Origin of the sequence: Desulfosporosinus sp. I2, from assembly GCF_000960765.1 — a bacterium.
Taxonomy (GTDB): Bacteria; Bacillota; Desulfitobacteriia; order Desulfitobacteriales; family Desulfitobacteriaceae; genus Desulfosporosinus.
The window spans coordinates 1-21,327 of the sequence record NZ_JYNH01000076.1 but is presented as its reverse complement, the minus strand read 5'-3'; the positions used below and the strand labels follow the sequence as shown (position 1 = coordinate 21,327).

At 45.0% G+C, this 21,327-nt stretch carries 17 protein-coding genes; 1 reads left to right on the top strand and 16 read right to left on the bottom strand.

What is annotated here, in order from left to right; translation table 11 throughout:
* The 16 genes from UF75_RS16155 to UF75_RS26395 all read right to left on the bottom strand — a co-directional run.
* Positions 1-422 (bottom strand): class I SAM-dependent methyltransferase (locus UF75_RS16155; protein WP_045575622.1); only part of this gene is annotated, 422 nt, incomplete at its 3' end.
* A gap of 152 nt (positions 423-574) precedes the next feature.
* Positions 575-1,540: a glycosyltransferase family 2 protein gene (locus UF75_RS16150; RefSeq protein WP_045575615.1), complete on the bottom strand. Its 966-nt coding sequence runs from the start codon at positions 1,538-1,540 to the stop codon at positions 575-577.
* Positions 1,541-1,623: 83 nt separating this feature from the next.
* Positions 1,624-2,997, bottom strand: coding sequence for a sugar phosphate nucleotidyltransferase (locus UF75_RS16145; protein WP_045575614.1), 1,374 nt, complete (start codon positions 2,995-2,997; stop codon positions 1,624-1,626).
* A 20-nt stretch (positions 2,998-3,017) separates the two neighbouring features.
* Entirely contained in the window at positions 3,018-4,178 is a 1,161-nt protein-coding gene (locus tag UF75_RS16140) for a glycosyltransferase (RefSeq protein ID WP_156146481.1), read from the bottom strand.
* A gap of 67 nt (positions 4,179-4,245) precedes the next feature.
* The gene (locus UF75_RS26410; RefSeq protein WP_242860269.1) at positions 4,246-5,025 is read right to left on the bottom strand and encodes a glycosyltransferase family 1 protein; all 780 of its coding nucleotides are present in this window, start codon (positions 5,023-5,025) and stop codon (positions 4,246-4,248) included.
* Positions 4,980-5,399, bottom strand: a complete 420-nt coding sequence (locus tag UF75_RS26405; protein WP_052693343.1) for a hypothetical protein — start codon at positions 5,397-5,399, stop codon at positions 4,980-4,982. The genes UF75_RS26410 and UF75_RS26405 overlap by 46 nt, the downstream gene beginning before the upstream one ends.
* 23 nt (positions 5,400-5,422) lie before the next feature.
* Positions 5,423-7,675, bottom strand: a complete 2,253-nt coding sequence (locus tag UF75_RS16130; protein ID WP_045575613.1) for a hypothetical protein — start codon at positions 7,673-7,675, stop codon at positions 5,423-5,425.
* A gap of 3 nt (positions 7,676-7,678) precedes the next feature.
* Complete coding sequence (locus UF75_RS16125; protein WP_052693341.1) at positions 7,679-8,584, bottom strand: hypothetical protein; 906 nt, start codon at positions 8,582-8,584, stop codon at positions 7,679-7,681.
* Positions 8,585-8,894: 310 nt separating this feature from the next.
* Entirely contained in the window at positions 8,895-9,176 is a 282-nt protein-coding gene (locus tag UF75_RS16120; RefSeq protein WP_045575612.1) for a glycosyltransferase, read from the bottom strand.
* Between the two features lie 229 nt (positions 9,177-9,405).
* Positions 9,406-13,071: a glycosyltransferase gene (locus UF75_RS16115; RefSeq protein WP_045575611.1), complete on the bottom strand. Its 3,666-nt coding sequence runs from the start codon at positions 13,069-13,071 to the stop codon at positions 9,406-9,408.
* Positions 13,071-14,582: an FkbM family methyltransferase gene (locus tag UF75_RS26400; protein WP_052693338.1), complete on the bottom strand. Its 1,512-nt coding sequence runs from the start codon at positions 14,580-14,582 to the stop codon at positions 13,071-13,073. Before UF75_RS26400 ends, UF75_RS16115 begins: the two co-directional genes overlap by 1 nt.
* Positions 14,579-15,805 carry an ABC transporter ATP-binding protein gene (locus tag UF75_RS16105; protein WP_045575610.1) on the bottom strand — a complete coding sequence of 409 codons (1,227 nt, stop codon included), beginning with the start codon at positions 15,803-15,805 and terminating at the stop codon, positions 14,579-14,581. Before UF75_RS16105 ends, UF75_RS26400 begins: the two co-directional genes overlap by 4 nt.
* On the bottom strand, positions 15,802-16,593 hold the full coding sequence (locus UF75_RS16100; protein WP_045575609.1) for an ABC transporter permease: 792 nt from the start codon (positions 16,591-16,593) through the stop codon (positions 15,802-15,804). Before UF75_RS16100 ends, UF75_RS16105 begins: the two co-directional genes overlap by 4 nt.
* Positions 16,590-17,621 (bottom strand): GDP-mannose 4,6-dehydratase, encoded by a 1,032-nt coding sequence (gmd, locus tag UF75_RS16095; RefSeq protein ID WP_045575608.1) that lies wholly within the window; start codon positions 17,619-17,621, stop codon positions 16,590-16,592. Before gmd ends, UF75_RS16100 begins: the two co-directional genes overlap by 4 nt.
* A gap of 72 nt (positions 17,622-17,693) precedes the next feature.
* Positions 17,694-18,614 carry an NAD-dependent epimerase/dehydratase family protein gene (locus UF75_RS16090; protein WP_045575618.1) on the bottom strand — a complete coding sequence of 307 codons (921 nt, stop codon included), beginning with the start codon at positions 18,612-18,614 and terminating at the stop codon, positions 17,694-17,696.
* 143 nt (positions 18,615-18,757) lie between these two features.
* Positions 18,758-20,083, bottom strand: coding sequence for a sugar transferase (locus tag UF75_RS26395; RefSeq protein WP_282433807.1), 1,326 nt, complete (start codon positions 20,081-20,083; stop codon positions 18,758-18,760).
* A 1,057-nt stretch (positions 20,084-21,140) separates the two neighbouring features.
* On the opposite strand from UF75_RS26395, the gene UF75_RS27280 reads away from it, so the two are divergent.
* Positions 21,141-21,327 (top strand): transposase (locus UF75_RS27280; RefSeq protein ID WP_045575616.1); only part of this gene is annotated, 187 nt, incomplete at its 3' end.

Genomic DNA, 21,327 nt, shown 5'->3' with positions numbered 1-21,327 from the left:
TTGGCGATCCTTTGCAATGCGGCCAGTCCTGCTTCTGGATCTTCCAAATGTTCGAGAACCTCACAGCATACAATTAAATCCGCTGAGTCACGTTCAGGAATGAGGTCATATATACTAAACTGCTCGAACAAAAAATCAGATATTCCCAATTCAACCGCATTAGTACGGGCTATATTGATTACTTTTCCGGAAAAATCAGAACCCCTGACCTTCATATTTTCATGCTGCCAACGCAAAACCCAATACCCCTCGCCACACCCGATCTCATGAATATCCGTTGGCTTAATTTTATGGACAAGTTCACTTAAGGCATTATCGAATCCATGCATAATGAGCCTGATGATGTGTTTTCTTGAACCATATTTATCATAGGCATTACCTACGACCACACCATCCTCCATTTCACCCTGTGAGATTTTCATAACAATTCTCCCCAACTTTTTATCCGAGCCATTGCCCGATTTTTTTGATCTAAGATCAACTAATACTAGAACATCTTTTAACAAAATTCGATTCGCTGTCAGAAAATCGGCCATACATACCCGATCTGTAGAGTTTTAAAACCGATCCCTAATTATTTAGAATAAAATAAGTTTTTTTCTTTTGAACACTCCATCTTCCTCACTCTATACTGCACATCCTCCAATATCTTGCGGTTAGCGGCGATAATATCCGCTTGCAGTCCGACAATAAAGGTCTGTACACCCATTAAAATTAGAATAGCCGACAAAATAAGGGACTGAATATGTCCTTCGCCTGTGCCGCCTATTAGGTAAAACAGATACCGTACGCCCAAGGCAACACCCAGCAGAAAAATAATGGTTCCACATGTGCCGAAAAATTTAAGAGGCTTGTACATCATAAAGGAACGGATAATCACCGAGGACGAGCGCCTCATATAAGCCCACATGTTTTTAAACAAGCGGGATTCCCTTGTCTCGGGATTGGTTCGGATGGGAACGGAAGTCATAGCAATTTTATTGTGCCCGGCCTGAATAATAGTTTCCAGTGTGTATGTATACTCGTTCACCACGTTCAGACGCAATGCGGCCTCCCGAGAATAGGCGCGAAACCCGCTGGGGGCATCTGGAACCTTGGTCCCCGATGCCAGCCGCACCACCAAGCTACCTATGTACTGAAACTTCTTTTTCTTCCACGAAAAATGCTCCGTCTCGTCAATAGGGCGCTCGCCGATTACAATATCCGCCTTTTCCTCCAGAATCGGGCGCACCAATTTTTCAATATCCGCGCCGCAATACTGGTTGTCCGCATCGGTATTGACAACAATGTCCGCACCAAGGTGCAGGCAAGCATCAATCCCCGCCATAAATCCCTTCGCTAAGCCCTTGTTTTGCTTAAAAGACACTATGTGGTGAAACCCTAGTTCCCGAGCCACTTCAACCGTTCTATCGCTGCTACCGTCATTGATGATGAGATATTCTATTTCGTCTATTCCGTTAATTTGCTTGGGTAAATCCGCATAGGTTACCGCCAAGGTTTTCTCCTCGTTATAGCACGGGATTTGAATAATAAGCTTCATAATGATTGTATCCCCTTTAATGATTCAGGTCCCTGCAAGCTCCCTGAAAATTGCAATCTACAAATAATGGATATCATAACCTCTCACTCTGCCCAAGTACAATGTTCCTCTACTTCTTCCCACGTCATATAAATCCGAACAATATCTTCCTCGACAAGGTCACTGCCCATTTGAACCTCGATAAACTCCAGATCCGTGACAGCACGTAAGCCGTGTTTAGCTCCGATCGGAATATTCAACACATCCCCTTGCTTAACACGGCAAACTATCCCGTTAAAAACATAAAGTCCCTCACCACTTATAATGGTCCAGACCTCACTCCGTTGATTGTGATATTGGTAACTAAAATTCATGCCCGCCATTAAGCTAAGCCTCTTAGTCAAAACCTCGTTTCCACCCTCAAACACCGTACGGTCTAAAACCCGATACCATCCCCAACGTCGCTCCTCAAACATCGGACGCAGGTCAAATTTACCCACTAAATCCTTAATCGCTGGACTGGAGTCTTTATCTGTCACTAAAATTCCATCGGGGCTTACCGCCACAACCACGTTGGAGATACCAAGAACCACGACTGGAATATCCAACTCGTTAATAACATGGGTATTGAGAGAATCTTCACTTACAATTGCATTACCCACCCGACCATTCGGCATTTCCTCTGTTAAGGTATTCCAGGTACCCAGATCCTTCCAATCCCCATCGTATCTGAGAACAACGATATGCTCTGCTTTTTCCACCACTTCATAATCAAAACTAATTTTAGGCAGTGCAGTATATTGCTGTAGCAACTCTTCGTAGTCCGTCGGAAGACCTTTCTGGGCAAGTTGGGAAATAATATACTCAAGTTTAAAAGCAAATACGCCACAATTCCAGAGAGCCTGTTGCTGCATAAGTTCCTTAGCTTCGGTTCCCTTGGGCTTTTCCCTAAAATAACTGACCCTAGAATACGCCTTGGTATCCTGATTAAGTTCAGGCACGATATAACCATACTTTTCCGAAGGAAACGTTGGAGATACTCCGATGAGGGCCAAATTAGCCTTGGACTCCTCTAGTACCTTCTCCAGTTCTTTAATCTTATTGAAAAAACCAACTTGGACATGGGGATCGACGGGTAAGACGACCACGGTCTCATCTAATCCCGTTTTTTCCACGGAATAAAGATAAGCAGCCGCTAACGCAATCGCCGGAAATGTATCCCTCCGCTCTGGTTCAACGATCATCGTTACATTTTGCCCCAATTGACGTTGAATCATATCGACTTGTGATTTACTAGTGGCTACCAAGGAAGAATGAGCCAGACCCACCGATTCCAACTGCTCCCAAACCCGTTGCACCATGGAAACTGGTTTGCCCTGCTCATTTTGTAATACTTTAAGAAATTGTTTTGATCTTGCATCATTCGATAAAGGCCAAAGCCGTTTGCCAGATCCACCTGAAAGTAAGATTAGTTTCATCCTATATTCCCCTTTAAAATCTATAGTACTCCCAATTCCACTAAGGTAGTGATCAAAGACTTCTTAAAATTTTCCTTACTAAATTCTTCTGCTCTACCCCTTAACAAGGATGGTTCAAAATTCCCTTGACCTTTCCCGTTCAGTTCCTCAAAGCGTAAAATTCCAGCCATCATTCCCTCGACGGTCTGCTCATTATATAATACACCCGTTACACCGTCTTCAACAATATCGATCACTCCACCTTGACCATAAGCAATCACCGGACAACCGGACGCTAAAGCTTCAACCATAGTTAAGCCAAAATCCTCTTCTCCTGAAAACAGAAAGGCCCGAGCACGGGCTAAATGATCCGCAACGACCTGGTCACTCTGGCGATCCATAAACTTAATGATTTCTCCTTTACTACGCTTCATTACCTTTAAGCGTTTTTGTTCCTCACCCTCGCCAATCACAACCAGGTTACGCCCTAAATGGTTACAGGCCTCAATTGCTAAGTCAACCCTTTTATACCCTACTAATCTTGAAACAACCAGATAAAACTCTTCCCTTTCACAAGTAAACGTAAACCGATCGATATCTACAGGCGGATAAACCAAGCTTGATTCCCGCCTATAATGCTTTCGTATCCGCTCTTGAACCGCATGCGAAATGGCGATAAAATAATCGACCCTATCCGCACTTAGTCGATCCCACAAACGAATCCTATGCATTAACCAAACTGCCAGCCAACGCTTTAGACCCTTTAAAGGTTTCATATACAAATGATAAGAATCCCAAGCGTAACGCATCGGAGTATAACAATAACAAACATGAATCGTCTTAGTCCCAGTAATCACCCCTTTCGCACACGACGAAGAACTACTGAGGACTAAATCATAATCACTTAGGTCAAATTGTTCAAAGGCATAAGGCATTAAGGGCAACAAGTTCTGATGTTTACGCAAGAACTTGGGTAAACGTTGTAAGAAGGACGGGCGAACATCGGCCTCAGCCAGAATGGGCACCAAGTTAGCAGGTTCAAATAAGGATGTGTAGACCGGAGCATCCGGAAAAAGTTCCAAAAGGACACTCACCACTTGTTCCGAACCGCCCATGTTGGTCAACCACTCGTGAACTATGGCGATTTTTGGTTGGTATCCTACACTATTCATTGTTACAACTTCTTTTGCGTTCTTAGTCATCTTGTCCCCCATTTGCAAGTTAAGGAGCACATTATATGGACCAACTTGAAAGATGTCCTGCAGTTCCCTACAAATCCATAACCATTTCAAACAGCTCCAAGTGCTTTTGAGCAGAGTGTTCCCAAGAATATTTCTTACAGTGATCTAGTCCTTTTTGCACGAGTGTTTTACGCAAGTCTGCTTGTTTAATTAGAGATTCTATTTTCTCTTGGATGTCGAAAGGGTCATGTGGTTCCACATAAAATACTGCTTCGCCGCAAACCTCCGGTATAGATGTGGTCCTTGCCGTGATCACAGGCGTACCGCATGCCATGGCTTCAAGCGGTGGGATACCAAAACCTTCATACAAAGAGGGGTAGATAAAAAGAGTTGCAAGATTATAAGTATAAGCCAACTCCTGATCAGTCAGATAACCTAAATATTGTACTTTATCCTTTAATGAACGTATCATCGATATGATTTTATTATTTTGCCATCCTTGAAATCCCACTAAAATCAAGGGCACCGCATCCTGATTCGAATCGTAATAGCCCTTGTAAGCCTGGAGCAGATTATAAAGATTTTTGCGCGGTTCTATGCTGCCGACAAAAAGCAGATACCGCTCGGGTAAGTTATAGCGTCGCCTAAAGTTTTCAAGCTCTTCTGTAGGATAGACCTTGAACATCCCGTGATCTACCCCATGGTGAATGACACAGATTTTATCAGGATCATAGCCTGCATAGCGAATGATTTCTGCTTTGGTGAAATGCGAACCCGTAATAAGCCAATCCGATCTCTTGATCCCTTCAAAAACCATTTTCTTCATATATTTTTGCCTTTCGGCGGGGTGCCAATCGGGATGTACCAAGAATGAAAAATCATGAACGGAGATAACAGTTTTTTGGCACGCACCCCTTTGCTGGGAATGAAATTAGGTTGCCAGTATAGGTCGTAACTCTTCTTCGAGAATTGCTGACCGATATTCATGATTAATCTAGCAGATCGTTTGACTAGAGAGTACTTTGTTAACAAGCTCTTGAGCCTACGGACACCATTATGCCTCTTATCAGCACAATCTACATCAATCAGTTTATCACTAATGTATCCGTAATTATAATACCAGTGAATCTCGTCGGAAGCTAAATTTTGTAATTGGATACAATTCTCATAGGTATATTTTCCGATGCCGGTTTTAGGCGAGAGTAGATGGAGTGCATCCACTAATATACTAACGCTCATCATTAAACATTCCCTTTATAACGACTTCATTTTGATTTCAGTGCAACAAGCTCATATCCATCCAACCGTACCACATCTGATGCGTTCACATACACACGCACCTCAAGGTCATCGAAGGACGACTCAAGCGACACCTCACCAGTGGCCAATACACCGGCTGAACCGTTACCCGCAGTTGAGAGCGGGAATTTCGCATGTTGGCGAGCGCCCTTATGGGATACCACATCCACCCAGGTATTCTTAACTGCGCTTGCCTCACCCTTAACTGTAAGGCGATAGCGCCCGGCATTAAGATGCTGATACGGGCCGTAGGCCAGGAACCCGGTTTGACCTGTCGTCACCATAACACCTTTCTCAACGCGACCGACTTGATGAAGCGCAAAATCAGCCGGGAAATAATCCACCTTGAGACCAAACGGCGGGCTGGGCATATCGGCCGCTAGAATATCTAGAAGAACCGGCGAATCTGCCTGCGCTGCATAAGCGGGTTTCAGGCGCACCACCGCATAATGTTGACGCTTGATAACTTCGAATAATTTTGACGTTTCGAGTTCCTTCTCAACCGGCTCGAGATCAGCCTGATATTTGTCCGGATACGGCCAAACATGAGCAGCCCAAAGCATGTCAATGTAAGGCAATACCACGGCATTCGCCTCTCCACTAGCGAGCAACTGTGCCACGCGACCTGAAAACCCGGGATCAACCTGCCCCATCTGGAACTGCTGCATAATTTGGGGCCAGTGCTTACGTGCTTCCTCCACATTCTTGTCTCCACCAACGTTGAAACTTCGAATGCCTAACTTCGGTGCCAGGTAATTCACCAAAAAATCATTGCGATACGGCAGAAAGGCGACGGTCTCACCGGGTTTAAGATCTTGGGAAAGCGGTTTCACGAGATCCTGATCCAACGCCAAAAACATACTGCGGTTGTGTTCAGCGGCCTGCCATTGACCAGTAAGGTTCGGCAGGTTATTCAAAATCAAAAAACCAACCAAGCCGATAATAAGCATTTGGGCTGGCCTGGATCGTTTTCGTGCCAATAGCAATACCACCAACGCCCAAAACCCAAACATGCCTAAGGCACTCCAGCGATAGGCCGCGCGCATATTCTTAAAACCTGGCACATATGTAGACAAAACGGCGTTGCCAGTGGGCGCAACGGCAAGGTCAGCCGGCATCAGAACACTCATTTGATTAGGCTTAGCAATCTGCAACGACTCTGGTTTGGTTGAATCAACCTTCAACGATGGACCCAAAGCCATATAAAACCCGAAAAGCGCCAAAATGAGAAAGCCGGTGGCTAACCGAGAACTTTTTCGAACCGACCACCAAGCCACCGTACCCAATAGAATCAAGGGCAGGGAGAATGTGGTTATCCATACCGACGCGTCACCAAAAAACTGTGCATCTGAACGAGGAACACTCAGACCCAGCGAATCCCACAACCAAAGCATCCCCTGCGTTGGAATGGCGATAAATGACAGATCAAGCCCCCAACCGCGAAAAAAATCCAAGGGGGCGGGACTAAAATCTGCTTTGCCGATATATAGCGCGTAAAGCCCATAAGCCAAGCCAAAAGCAAAAACATGAATAGGAACTGCACGTTTTAATAAATAAACGCGCAACTCTTTATATCGAATAAAAATATAAATCCCAAGAATACTTGATCCAATTGCAAAAAACATGAAGCTGTAGCCATCCATAAAAATGGCAATGGTCGGGATTGCTAGGTAACCAATCACCAACTTCAAACGGGCTCGGCCCATAGACACAATATTCATCAAAAAGCTTACTACAATCGAGAAATAGAAAGGCAACAGGGCAATCCCAACACTAAGCATTGAATAACCCGCGTGTGCCCAAATAACAGGGATGCTCGTCCATAACAGTGCACCCAATGGAGCTAAGAATATCGACAACCCCAGAAAACGACCCAGACGCCATGCTCCCCAGAATGCCACTGTCAGCCAAACTGCAACCGTGGCCGCATAGGCATCTGTTGGATGCAACCCAATCGTTATCAATATTCCTGCTGGATAAGCACCTGCCAGACCAAAGGCAATTGAAGCTGGGGAGGGATTACCAAAATTCGTTGCATGAATGGAAAGCAATGAATCTTGAATGAACGAAAGTGAAAACCCCGTCGTCCAAACCGCCTGTCCCAGCGTTGGTGATGCCCAAAAGGGCACCGCCCCATTCAAAAAGAGCATAATGGACCATGCAGCAATGGTGATCAGGCCTGTTAGCAGACCGCGACTTAGGCTCAACCTTTTATTCATACTTTACTCCTTTCTCCTAATACCGGCAGCTCCCAAAAAAAATAAAAGATCCCCAGCCACCGTCACCACTCGTCCTATCGCCACGGCCAACAATAAATCTGCCTCTGCGACTGCACCCTTCAAGACAAATAGCAAAACCAGTTCCCGCACACCTACGCCGGCAGGTGCGCCAGGTGTAAGCAGTCCGGCGAGCCATGCAATGACAAAAGCCCCCACCAATCCGAGCAACATCCCTGTAGTTACAGAAACTGATGAAACCAATGAAAGCACTACGAAAAATATCAGGCCAGACACCGTCAGAAATAGCACATAGCAGCCCAGCGCAAATGCCATTGGCAACTTAAGCCAGCGTCTGGCTGCCAAACCCATAACAATCAACACAATAACAAAAAGCAACAATGCCACTACACTCGGAAAACTCTGCCACCATAGTGGCAGAGACAATAGACCAAACAGAGCGCCAGCGACTGCGATCAGCCCCAGTTCCCACACGGAGGATTTAGCCAAAGCCCAGCCAGGCACTCCAGCCGCCATGCCCAACGCTTGTCGGCCGGCTAGATGAAAAATATTGCCCGGAACATACTTCGCCAGTTGCGACATGCCATAGATATGAGCAGCCTGCCAAAAGCCAAGTGGCGTTTTCAAAGACTTCATAATTTGCTGCCAAGCTAAGACGAGCGCAACATTCATAATAGCATATAAAATGGAAAGTGCTGAAAGTACCAGCCAATCGACAGTCTGTAACTGTGACAGGTCAAGCTTATCGGCATAACCGACCAGCCGAATCACCACAAAAAGCACGCCAATGAGTGCAAGTAAGCCCCCCACCCAGGATAAGACTAATTTTAATTTATGGAGAATTTTTTCATGATCAGTTACTTTCATGTTTATTGTATCATCGCCCATCATTTAAGTGAATTCGCGTAAATCTTTGGGGTCTTGTTCTGCACAATAACATCGTCCACGGCAGGGGGCTCTTCACTTCTAACACATCAAAATACCGATTTACGAGACGCAAAAAAACTTTTTTTAGACCAGTGCTGCATATGGCCAGGTGTATTACCTAAATTGGAGATGTATTTCCCTCGTGCCAGATTGAGTATACGCCAAAGCGGTTCACGAGGTACGCTCAAAATTACGTGGTTCTTAGCGATCCTTTTCAATGCAGCTAAACGAGCTTCTGGATTTTCCAGATGTTCGAGAACCTCGCAGCAAACAATTAAATCCGCGCATCCGTATTGACAATCACATCCGAACCCAAGCGTAAGCAAGCATCAAGTCCATTCATAAACCCACGGGCAAGCCCTTGGTTACGAGTGTGCGACACCACATGATCCACTCCATTATCAAGGGCGACCCTCACGGTTTCATCAGTACTGCCATCATCGATGATAAGCCACTCGACCGTATCAAAACCAGGCACGTGTCGAGGCAACGCTTTCAAAGTAATAGCCAGGGTTTCGGCTTCGTTATAGCATGGTATTTGAATAATCAACTTCATGGAACTCCACCTTATTGAATAATTGTTGCGCGTTTTCCCTCCACGTCAGAAAAGGCACTCCTACGGACTGAGGAGCTTTGCCTTCGGCATCGAGTGCTAACCAGGCCTAATAGCCTAAGCCAGAGCTTTAGGTGCCATGACCTTCAAAATAAAACTCATGCCCGCCACCTCGCGGAATACCGGGGGATTCAGGCAATGATAGGCAGTCTTTGCTATGCAGCTTCTAGAGCTATTTGCATATCCAATCATCTTTGTTCTGGTTAGATAGTGCAGTAATCACATTGTAAAGTCGTAAGCCCAGCATTGAATATCGATGTGCTTCACGCCACTTATTGGCTTGCTCTTGCTTGAGGCGCACTTTTTCATCATTACTTTGTAAAAGCTTAATCAGCTCGGCTATCCCTTCAGCAATATGCCGTGGGCTACAACCTGGTAATTTAAACACTGCACGGCTAACATCGTCAAATATGGACAACGGGGTCACTGCAACGGGCCTGCCAGTTGCCAAACCATAGCGCACCGCCGCGCTTGACGACTCACTCGTTTTCTGATAGGGGAATACGATCAGATCGGATTCGCTCAACAAATTAAGGCTTTCCTTATCAGGTAAGAAATCAGAGTTAATTGAAACGACATCAGACAGTCCCATAGATTTTACTTTCTCTCTAGCCTCTCTAATAAGCATTGTGGATTCTGGGACTGGGTACTCAGCATTAATCATTGTTAATTTAACATCATTGCCATGATCTAGGAGAATATTTACAGCTTCAATCAACTCGATAAGTCCCTTGTGTGGCAAGAAAAAACCATACGATGCAATAGTAAATTTATTAACTGTTTTTTCATAATTAACTGGTGACCAGTTAATTATACCATGAGGAAAAAGAGCAACATTATCTATCAACCCGATTTTTTTAAGCCTATTCATATCAGCTGGTGTATGAACTAGAAGTCTATCACAGGTTTTCAACGCAGGTACAAGTAAATCTAGATGTTTGTACGGTAAATGGGCAGGACCTATCGTCCCATGTAGCATGATTACAACCGTTATTCCAAGCTTCTTATGCTCTGCTATAAATCTAGAAAAATAATCGAAGTTAAAAAATCCATAGTTAAACTGAATAACCAGAGTGTTAATGCCGTTTTGTTGAATGATGCTGGCTAGATATTTTAAGTCATCTTCTTCGCCAGCATGCCAGCACCGACACACATTGCTGGCATCTTGCGCGGTTTGCTGACTAGTATGAGCAGCCAATACCATAACTTCTTGTGGGATGTTGTTTATTAAGTGTTCTGAATAGGTTGCTATACCGCATTTCGTATTCCACGTGGTCACCCAACCAATTCTGAGTGGCTTTGGTTGCGGACATAGTGAAAAGTGCCGGGCTGACTCCACCAATCGCTTGGCAACATCTTGCCACTTAAACTTCTCCATTAATAACTCTCGACCACGCTTAGATCGCGCAGTACGTGCCTGTGTGTCCATCTCAAAGATTTCGCGCATAATACTGGCAAGATGGTTTTGATCTGGCTCTGCCCATAAAGAATTAAATAGCCCAAAATGCGTGTCAGCTGGCGTAAGTGTATAGTCCACCAACGATGCAGTCTCAGGTGTACAGAAATCCAACTGTCCACCCCAATTCGTTGTTATCACCGGCAAGCCAGATAACATAGCTTCGGCAAAAGGTAAACCAAATCCCTCAGCACGGCTTGGGCCCACTAAAGCGTGGCATTGTTCATACAATGCTTTAAGTTGCTCTTCGGTTAAGTCATCTTCAATAGTTATCACTTCCGGATAATTAGTATATTCTTGTTTAGCCTCGCTAAGCCAACGGTATATTTCATTATGCGGGTTGGGAAATGTTTTAATGATTAGTGTCACATCGTCTTTTTGCGTAAATGCCTGCCCATAAGCCTTGAGCAGCACGTCAACACCTTTTCTGGGAAAACATGAAGACACATGAAGAAAACGAAAACTTCGACCTTTTATTGTATAGCCACTATCGGACTTGATTCGTTCCCAATGATCGACGCCACAACCCATAGTTGCTAATGGCACAATCACACCGTTATCTATCATAAGCTTCTTCACATGGGATGATAAGCAGGTGATTCCTTGGAGATATGCATTAAAGTCATCCACCCAGTTTTGCGGAAAGCCCGACTCTTCCCATGCGTAGTTATGTAGGAAATTCATCCGACAATTCATATCGCTTACACGAGGCGGGTATAGATTGCGGCTGGTGACATCTGCCTCTTCTTGAGTAATTGCAAAAGCCCTTGTGTACAGATTGGCAATAACAGGATTGGCTTCTAAAAACTTCGTATCAGGCGCAAAATCGCCCGGACCTTCAGTCGAATGCAACACCACGCAATGTCCTAATTTATCCAGAGCCAAAGCCATTTCGCGATTGAGCAGGGCCAAGCTGTATGAGCTATCAAATGGGCCTTCTAAACGCCAAGTGAGTTTCTCCGGTAAGATTGTTTTGCGAATAAAACCTTCAATTTGTTCCAGATTTTTTGCCAGCGCGCTAGCAAGCAGCTTCAAATCTGTTTCGTGGGGTTTATTGTCATTCCGTTGGATGATTTGCGCTATTGCTTTAATCAAGGCGTGATAGTCTTGTTTATATTGTTTATAGGTTTTCGCCCAATCTGTCGTTTCTACGGCTTTCGATAGACGCAAATTCCTTTCAAAAGCTTTTAGCACCACTTTAGCCGATTCATCCCAAGAAAACTTTTTAGCCTGCTCCAGTCCATGGCGTTCCAGTTCACACCGGAAGGCGTCATTGCTTAAAACTTGTGCAAGTTTTTCGGCGATTGACCCCTCACTATGGGGGTCAATGAGCACATCTTCCCGGCCAATGACCTCCGGCAAGCTTGAAGTATTGGCTGCGATCACCGCCCGCCCGCAAGACATGGCCTCCAACGCTGGCAGGCCGAAACCTTCGTGCCAGGAGGGAAAGACAAACATTTTGCATAGGTTGTAGAGTTTTACTAATTCATCATCTGAGACATAACCTGTGAAAATGAGCTCATCTAACTGTAGCCCAACCGTCTTTGCTTGCTGAAGCAAGGCGTTTACATATTCAACCGGCATTTTTCCAGCAAAGACTAGTTGATGTGTTTTTCTAATTTCTGGTGACAACTGCGCATAAGCGCGAATCAAACGGGGCAGGTTTTTTCGCGGGTCAGTCCCACCGGCGTATAGAACGAAAGATTTCGTTATACCAAAATAAATCAGTAAAGCGCGCGCTTCATCTACGCTTAGTGACAATGGTCGAAAGTGTTCATCCGCCGCGGTTGATACATTAATCAACTTATCTGCGGGTAACCCAAGATGGTCAATTCCCTCTCGGCGCGAAGACTCTGATATGGCCAGTACTAAAGAAGCACGCTTAACGTGCGCAATTTTGCGCAGGTAATGCTGCTCATAAGCCGGATCGGGACTAAGGTAGTATTCTGCATTAAGCAAGGGAATCAGATCATAGAGGGTTGCGCTGACCGGAGTATTTTGATCGAACTGCCCAATGCTGGTAATTGAATCATTCCAAAAGCCTTCAAACAAGCTGAAGATATGCACGATGTCCGGCTTCAGGCTAGCCAGGAACGCCTCGCGGATACGCTCGGCGACCTCGCGGCGCCACACATTGCCAGGATCAGATTCGCACACCGGTCCGGGAGCGTACCAGACGCGGATGTTCTCTTGCGGTAGTATGCCATCAAAGGCCGCACGAATCGGTTCGATTGTTTCTGGAAACAGGCCACTGAGCGCAAGGATAATCTCGTGTTCGCCACGATTACGCACCATGGCTTTGGCGAGTGAGAGGGTATAGCGGCCAATGCCGCGGAATCGGCTCTCAGTTTGGGCGCCTTGCATGTCTAGTACGATGCGCATCAGTTGTCCCCCTTTTGTTGATTAGCAATGGCGGCTTTTAGGTCATCGTAGATGCGGCGCGCATGAGGCGTGAGCTGAGGAAGATCGGCGTTTAGCCGCTGATGTTCCGTTAACACAGGTACATGTGCACCGGCTGATGTGGCGGAAACCGGCGGGAATGCCAACATGCCATTATTGGCTGCCAACGAGCGCAGACGGGCTTTGAGTTCGGAGCGGCTAGCGAGGAATCTTAATCCCTTTGCTTTTAATCCAGGTCTTGCCAGCACAATGCGCATTGCAACACGTAACAGGCGCTTCACTGTGCGTTTGGGCAAGAGGAGCACCCAGCGTATCAACTGTAAGAAGAGAGAAAATAGCCTCTTGATAAATTTCATAACCATGCGCATAGGCCAAGTAATCCGCCAGGACTTGCTGCCGTAAACCCCTTGGAGTTCTTGATTCAGACCGTCGGCCACCGTCCACCAGTGATCAGATGAGTGGTTTAACTCGTCGATTTTCGCCTTGGCAGCATCCCATTCGTTTTGCAGCCATTGCGCGTGGGCCTGCTGTTCAGCCAGAATTGCTTCAATGCCTGCTAGCGCCGCGCTCTTTTCATCAAGCTGTGTGGTAAGGTGCTCGGCGTGCGCTTTGGCAGCATCCCACTCGTTTTGTAGCCATTGCGTGTGGGCCTGCTGTTCAGTGAGTGTCATTTCACTCTTTTCCAGCGCTTGAGTTGTTTTCTCAAGCTCCTCGGCTAAATGCTCAACACGGGTATTGGCAGAGGATGCCTCTGAAGCGTTTTGCTTTACTTCGGCTAGAACTTGATTACAGAATGGAGAAGTGGCATCTCCGCTCAAGGCGAAGCCATCAAAAACATTAGGGGGTATCATAAAACTATCCCTGAGTTCTAGGTGCTCTTTAGCGACATAGAAACGGTTCAGGCCATCGAAATAGACATATTCATAATTTGCCGTTAGTAAAATAGGTTCCCATGTTTCATAGTCTTCTATGGGTGAATTCGGAAGCGTGGACTCTACCAGGACAATCCATGGTCTGAGTATGGAAAAATCAACCCCTTCGAGCACCTGCTTTTCGGCACCCTCCACATCAATTTTTAAGAAATGGATAGGGGAGGTATGCAGATTGATACATATCTCCGTCAAAGTCTTGACGGGCACAATGCGCTCGATTTTCTGGTAGCCCCGCTCCGCCTCGTGTCGTTCAGCAATTCCTCGATCAAAGGTAGATAAGCCCGTATCGGGCAGCTCGTAAATGAGCAATTCTCCGGCCTTAGCACCCGCGGCGATTTGCAGGTTGATGTCCCTCAGCCGTTCTCTTACTAATTTCTCAAACCACTGGGAGACGGGCTCAATATTGATACCACGCCAGCCACGATCGTAAAACGCCTTAGTCACAGAGTCTTGATCAGGATCATTGGCACCGACATCGATATAAAACCCTATCTCAACGTGTTTAAGCGCCCGCCAGAGCATGACATCTTCAAAATTCTGGGCATAAGAAATAATACTCATTTGTGATACTCCTCTATCGTTATCCTCGGCTCATTCCACAGGCAACCCGCGAAATGTGTCTTATCGATGTTCACAACATTAAAAACCAAGGCGAGATCGCGCCATTCGTAGTTCGCCGTAAGGTGCGTGTCGCGATCCACCAGTGCGGTCTGAACAGAGTAACTGCCCACGCCCAGGTTGGCCCGAAAGGCGATGACAAATTCGTACTCACTTCCGGCGCGTGGATTGTTGATCACCTGCTTCGTATGCCAGGTATTGGTTCCATACATCACTTGACCCAGGCGATCTTTGATGCCATAGCCCAACACCAGGGTTTCAATGGATTGATAGACCTTAACCTTGATGCGCAGTTCAACCCGCTCGCCCACTCCGACATATTCAGCCACTTCACCTTTGGAATTGAACAGGGCGATCGCCTCTACTTTAGCTTCACCCGTCCCGGAGCGTGTTTGGATGCCTCCGTTTTCAAGGACCTGTTCGATCTTGCTGTTTGCTTTCTCAGCGATAAGGGCATTGTAATAGTCAGTGATCTCTTCCGGGTCGCCGTCTCTAAGCAGGTGACCCTTGTCAAGTAAGATAGCCCTGTCACATAAGGCCAAAATTGCTCCTTTGTCGTGTGAGACGAAAAGCAGGCTTGTCCCTTGTTCTCGAAACTCGCGGATACGATCGAAACTTTTGTGCTGAAAGTAAGAGTCTCCCACACTAAGTGCCTCATCGATAATCAGAATATCAGGACGAAAAGCCGTCGCGACTGCGAAAGCCACGCGCATCTGCATCCCACTTGAGTAAGTGCGCACTGGATCTTCAAAATACTTGCCGATCTCGGCAAATTCCTCAATATTATTAATGACAGTATCGATTTGTTCGCTGGTATAACCCATTAATCCTGCCGAATGATAGACGTTTTGACGGCCGGTGAGGTCTGGATTAAACCCCATTCCTAGTTCTAAAATCGCGGCAATCTTGCCCTTCACTTGCACGCTTCCATTTGTGGGTTTAGTCGTGCCTGTGATGATCTTGAGGAGTGTGCTTTTACCAGCACCATTTTGTCCGATAATCCCCACAGCCTCTCCTGGAGAGAGCGAAAAGCTAATGTCTTCGAGCACCCATGTCTCTTTAGCCGGGCGAACATTCGGGACAAACCATGAAGCAACACGCTGAATTTCGCCTTTATACTGACGGTACGCTTTGGCAACGCCGTTTACGTCCAATGCACCACTCATAAAACATCCACCATTTCCGCACTTGCACGACGATAGACAAAGACCGCAAGTAACAGCAATCCCGCTGATATGCATCCAATGACTCCTATTCCTGTCATGTTAGGAGTTTTTTGAAATACAAATATATTATGATACGCCGAGATGATAGGGTACATCGGATTGAGAGCTATATACTTACCATATCCTTTTGGCAGGATCGCCTCCATATAAACGACTGGAGTGAACCAATACCAAATCTGCAAGATGATCGGCATGATTTGTCCGATGTCACGGATAAAGACATTAAGTACCCCAAAAAAAAGACCAAGTCCAACCGCAAATGCGATCGTCACAATCATAACAACAGGTAACCATAAGATAGCTGAGGACACTGTATGACCCAGCATAGCAAAAATTAAGGTAACGGACAAAAGCAAGAGCAAGTTGTTCACAAGGGCCGAGCCTGTGACTATAACTGGAAGTGTTATTTTTGGAAAAGCGAGTTTTTTCATGGTGTTACCATTGTCGATAAAGACAGTCAGGCATCGATTAAAAATCTCGGCGAAGAGTGTCCATCCAACAGTTCCCGCCATCAAATAGATCGCATAGGAATATTTGTTGTCAATTCCCGGTAATTTTGCCGACAAAAGTTCCGAGAGGATAAACGCAAAGATCAAGACTTGAGCCAGTGGATTAAGGATCATCCATGCCGCCCCTAGGCGACTTCGAACAAATCGCGAACGAAATTCGTTCACGATCGAAGTTATAATGAAATAGCGAAAGCGATAAAGTTCTCTGATCCAGCTCATTTAGCGCTCCTCGCCACGTCACTGCCCACCCGACTTAGGTCTGACACTACCATTCTATTTACAAGTTCCTCAAATCCCACAGCCCGTTCCCAACCCAACGTTTGGCAGGCTTTATCAGGGTTACCAAGAAGCAGTTCAATTTCCGCTGGGCGGAAAAACCTCGGGTCCACAGCCACTAAAACTTTCCCCGTCGTCCGGTCCAGTCCCTTCTCTCCTACGCCCTCTCCGTTCCAATCTAACTCAAACCCGGCATGCCGAAAAGCCAGCTCTACAAACTCACGCACTGGATGAGTCTCTCCCGATGCAATGACATAATCATCCGCTTCCTTTTGCTGAAGCATCAGCCACATAGCTTTAACATAATCTCCCGCGTAGCCCCAGTCCCGTTTGGCATCCATATTGCCCAAGTATAGGGTGTCCTGTAAACCATACTTAATTCGCGCCACTGCATCTGTGATCTTTCGTGTTACAAACTCCAAGCCGCGACGTGGAGACTCATGGTTAAACAAAATGCCGGAACACGCATACATCTGGAAGCTTTCACGGTAGTTTTTAGTAATCCAATGCCCATAGAGCTTGGCTACTCCATAAGGGCTTCGGGGATAAAAGGGAGTTGTTTCCCTTTGGGGGGTCTCCTGCACTAAACCGAACATTTCACTGGTTGAAGCCTGATAAAAACGTGCTTCTGGCTTAACTACGCGGATAGACTCCAGCAGATTAGTGACCCCAATGGCATTAATCTCTGACGTAGCCAAGGGCTGTTCCCAAGAGGTGGCCACGAAAGACTGCGCAGCCAAATTATATACTTCATCAGGTTGAGCTATCTTCACGGCCCGAATAAGGGAGGCCATATCTGTCATGTCTGCATATATAAATTCAATATCCTTCTTCAAATGTTCCACAGTTCCATAATCCGCTTTACTCTTACGCCGGACAACCCCATAAACCTTGTAGCCCTTTTCTAACAACAGCTCTGTTAGATAGGAACCATCCTGACCAGTTATTCCAGTTATTAAAGCACGTTTCATCTAAACAATCCCTTCTTGGCTCGTAATTTATTTCAATTTTCATGATAAACTCTTAGGTTCAGCTGCCCGAGTTCACTCCAAGCGTTTCTCCCACTCAGCTAATACCCCCCTCAAGCTATCCTCAATAGAATAAAGAGGTTCCCAATCAATTGCAGTTCGTATTTTATCATTATTCCCTACGGAGTAAATATTCTCCACAGGACGTATCTTGGTTTCATCGAGTTCCACATTCAGATTTCCATATTCCGTCCGCATAAAATCAAGAATGTCGCTAATTTTCCTACCCACACCAGAGCAAATATTGTATGTTTCACCCGCTTGACCTTTCTCTGCCAGCAAACGATACGCTCGGACGATATCCCTTACATCCGTGAAATCGCGATACACATCGAGTCGTCCGACTCGAATGCTTTCATCTCGTTTTGAGGCCTCTATTATTTGACGAGCAAAGTCTGGCACAACAAAGCCCTCATTTTGCCCAACCCCAATATGATTGAACGGACGCGTTAGGATAACAGGAAGTTTGTACACCTGACCTAACTGTAATGCAATGCGTTCTGCTGCATACTTCGAGGTGGCATATGGGTTCTGTGGATTGGGTGACGTGGTCTCACAAAATTCCTCCCCAAGACGTCGTCCTGGTCCATAAATCTCAGAGGAACCAATATAAACGATTGACCGAACCACTCGCCCTTTCAATGACTCCAACAAGTTAATCGTTCCGATCACATTTACTTCAAATGAAGCCCTTGGATCACGCCAGGAATGGCTGACCGACGCTATACCTGCTAGATGAAATACCATATCGGGATTTAGTTCCTCCATCGCCTGTTCCAACTCAATCCGCTCCATGATATTCACTTCTTTATAGTGCACTCCGGGTAGATCAAACGGTCCCATTCCTATTCCACTCACAGAGTAGCCATTTTTCTGAAGTTCTTTGACCAGATATTTTCCCACAAAACCATTGACCCCTGTTATCAATGCTCGCACTGTAATATCTTCCTCCTCTGTTACACCACCTGCCATCTTACGTAGGACAATATAAATCTAATAGAACCTCGTCAAAGAATCAATGCGTTCTCTTTTTCGCCACTTCCATATTTCCAATTTCATATGCTTATCACCCTTAGAACCTACATTGCTCCTTTACCAAGCAGCACAACAGGGATTGTCTGGAAGATTATTTTCAAGTCCAAGACAAGTGACCAGTTATGAATGTAATAAAGGTCCATTTGAACACGATCTTCATAACTAACATCGTTGCGCCCACTCACTTGCCAAAGACCAGTAAGGCCGGGTTTCACCCGAAGGATCACATTTCCATGGGCACCATACCGAGTTATCTCCGATGGTACAATGGGACGAGGCCCAACAAAACTTAGATCGCCTTTTAAAATATTCATAAACTGTGGCAATTCATCTAAGCTAAGCTTTCTCAGGTATTTGCCGATAGGGGTTATTCTCGGGTCATTCTCGATCTTGAAATTATCATGATAAACTTTATTAATTTCCTCATTTGCAAGCAATGCAACAAGTTGTCTGTCCGAGTCCACAACCATGGTACGGAATTTATAAATCTGAACTCTTCTTCCATCTAATCCCAATCGTTCTTGGGCGAATATGGCAGGTCCCGATGAACTGAGCTTTACTATTATCCACACAAGCACCGATAACCATGAGGTAAGAATTAATCCGGTGGCAGCAAGGACGACATCCATCACTCGTTTTAACCGTTTTGAGACACCATCGACAATTAAGTCTTGAGGCCCAAAAATAAGAATTCCTTTATAATTGATTGTCTTTAGGGGTATCGATAACAACCTGCTCACTGACGGTACAATATAAAGTGGGATGTAATTAAGTTCACAGTAAGCAATAAGTGGCTCCAGTTCACCGATACGTTCCTCATACACTAACATGCCCAGATCCCTTGGACTCACTACGCCCAACGTGCTGGCTAATTTGTGATGACTTTTTACTATATCCTCTATTTCTGTGTTTAACGCAGTCTTTGCCACTACCCTGAGTCCCATATCCAGGGCTAGTTTCTCTAGAAGATTATCGTCACTTGACTCAAAGCCAATGGCCACTAGTGGAAGTTTGGCCTCATCTCCTAATTTTAGTTTATAAACTTTTGCCAAAAAAAACCTAACAATAATAGCCAAGGCAAAATTAACGACAAAAAAGGCGGTAAAATAGATACGAGAATAGCTCACATTACGCAAGTAAAAGGAGATGACATAAAAAAAAGCAGCACTATATATTAGTGAGCGGAAATAAATCTGCGGCCTAACTTTTAATAACTCTGATGTTTCATAATTCCCCGACAGATATAATAAGCCCAAAAAGATAATACCAATTATCAATAAAATTATTAAATAGGCGTTAATACTAATGACTGATAGGTCCCTCAAGAACTTCATATACCCTACTAAAAAGCAGCTTATCGTATAAACCATCAAATCCGACAAAAAAAACTGTACATTTAGTCGGGCTACTCTTCCAGAGTACAACAATTCAAATAACCTCCGCTGTTGCAAGAAAAATAGTTTGCATAATAAAATTTTGCAATATACATATATATTTATTATTCGACGCTATTCTCATTTATCCTTCTCCTACATATGTGGATATATGGTTTTTAAAGTATATACTGGGAAATTTTTTTACACATTACAAATTTGTAGGTTAATTGTTAATAAATGTGCTGCTAGTGATTAGTATGGAACATTAAACCTTGGATCAGACGTATTCGACTTACGAAGATCATATAAAGACACTATCGTATGTTTGACCAACCACTTTCATCTCCAGCAAAAGTGACGTCATTAGACGGAAATTGAGGAGACGCGAAATATGGGTAATAATATTGATAGAGAATACTCCCCAAAAAACTCTTCCCGGGATAACAATACAGGCAAAGGCCATCTGAAGGATACATACAGAAATTATCAACACTAGTGATGTATAGTTCTATCTAAACCGATGATCTTTCATATTTCGATAATCCTTATTTAATATAAGACATCCCTCCCGTGTAATCTTTGCTATCTTATTGTTTCTACGTTATTCCTTATTTTCCTCTTTTACTCTTTTGCGAAAAGTTATTGCAAAAGACAAAGAAAGTTTTTCCCTCTAAGCCTTTGAGCTACCCAATATGAAATTGTGTTTGGCAACAGTTCCTGTCGGATGATCGCGCTTTAGCTGAACACCGTAATAAGAATTACTGCTGGTTTTGTTGAGTTACGACCCCGTCAACCGGGGGTAGGCCGACCCCGAGGGAAGTCGCCTAAGGCGACTTCCCTCGAGCATTCCACTTGATCTACAGTAAGCGTCTAATAAGACTGTGTATAGAAACCTATTTAAAACTATGTAACAATACTCTAAATTAGAGTTTTTGCAGTTTTTTCGAGTTAGTCGAAAAACTGCAAAGGAGGTTTAGAGTGGATACCAGAGAAGCAACCCGTAACTACCGATTAAATCAGTGGACTGAGATCGTCCGTGAATGCCGGAGCAGTGGACAGATCAAATGAGGATCGAGTACGGCAAAGACATCCCATCGTGAAGCCTCAAGTGGAGGCCTTCTTTGCATGGGCAAAATTACAGGTTAATGAAGTTCCTGAAAAATCTGAAACGGGCAAAGGTCTTTTATACTGCCTTAATCAAGAGCGCTATTTGAAAGTATTTCTTGATCATGGGGATG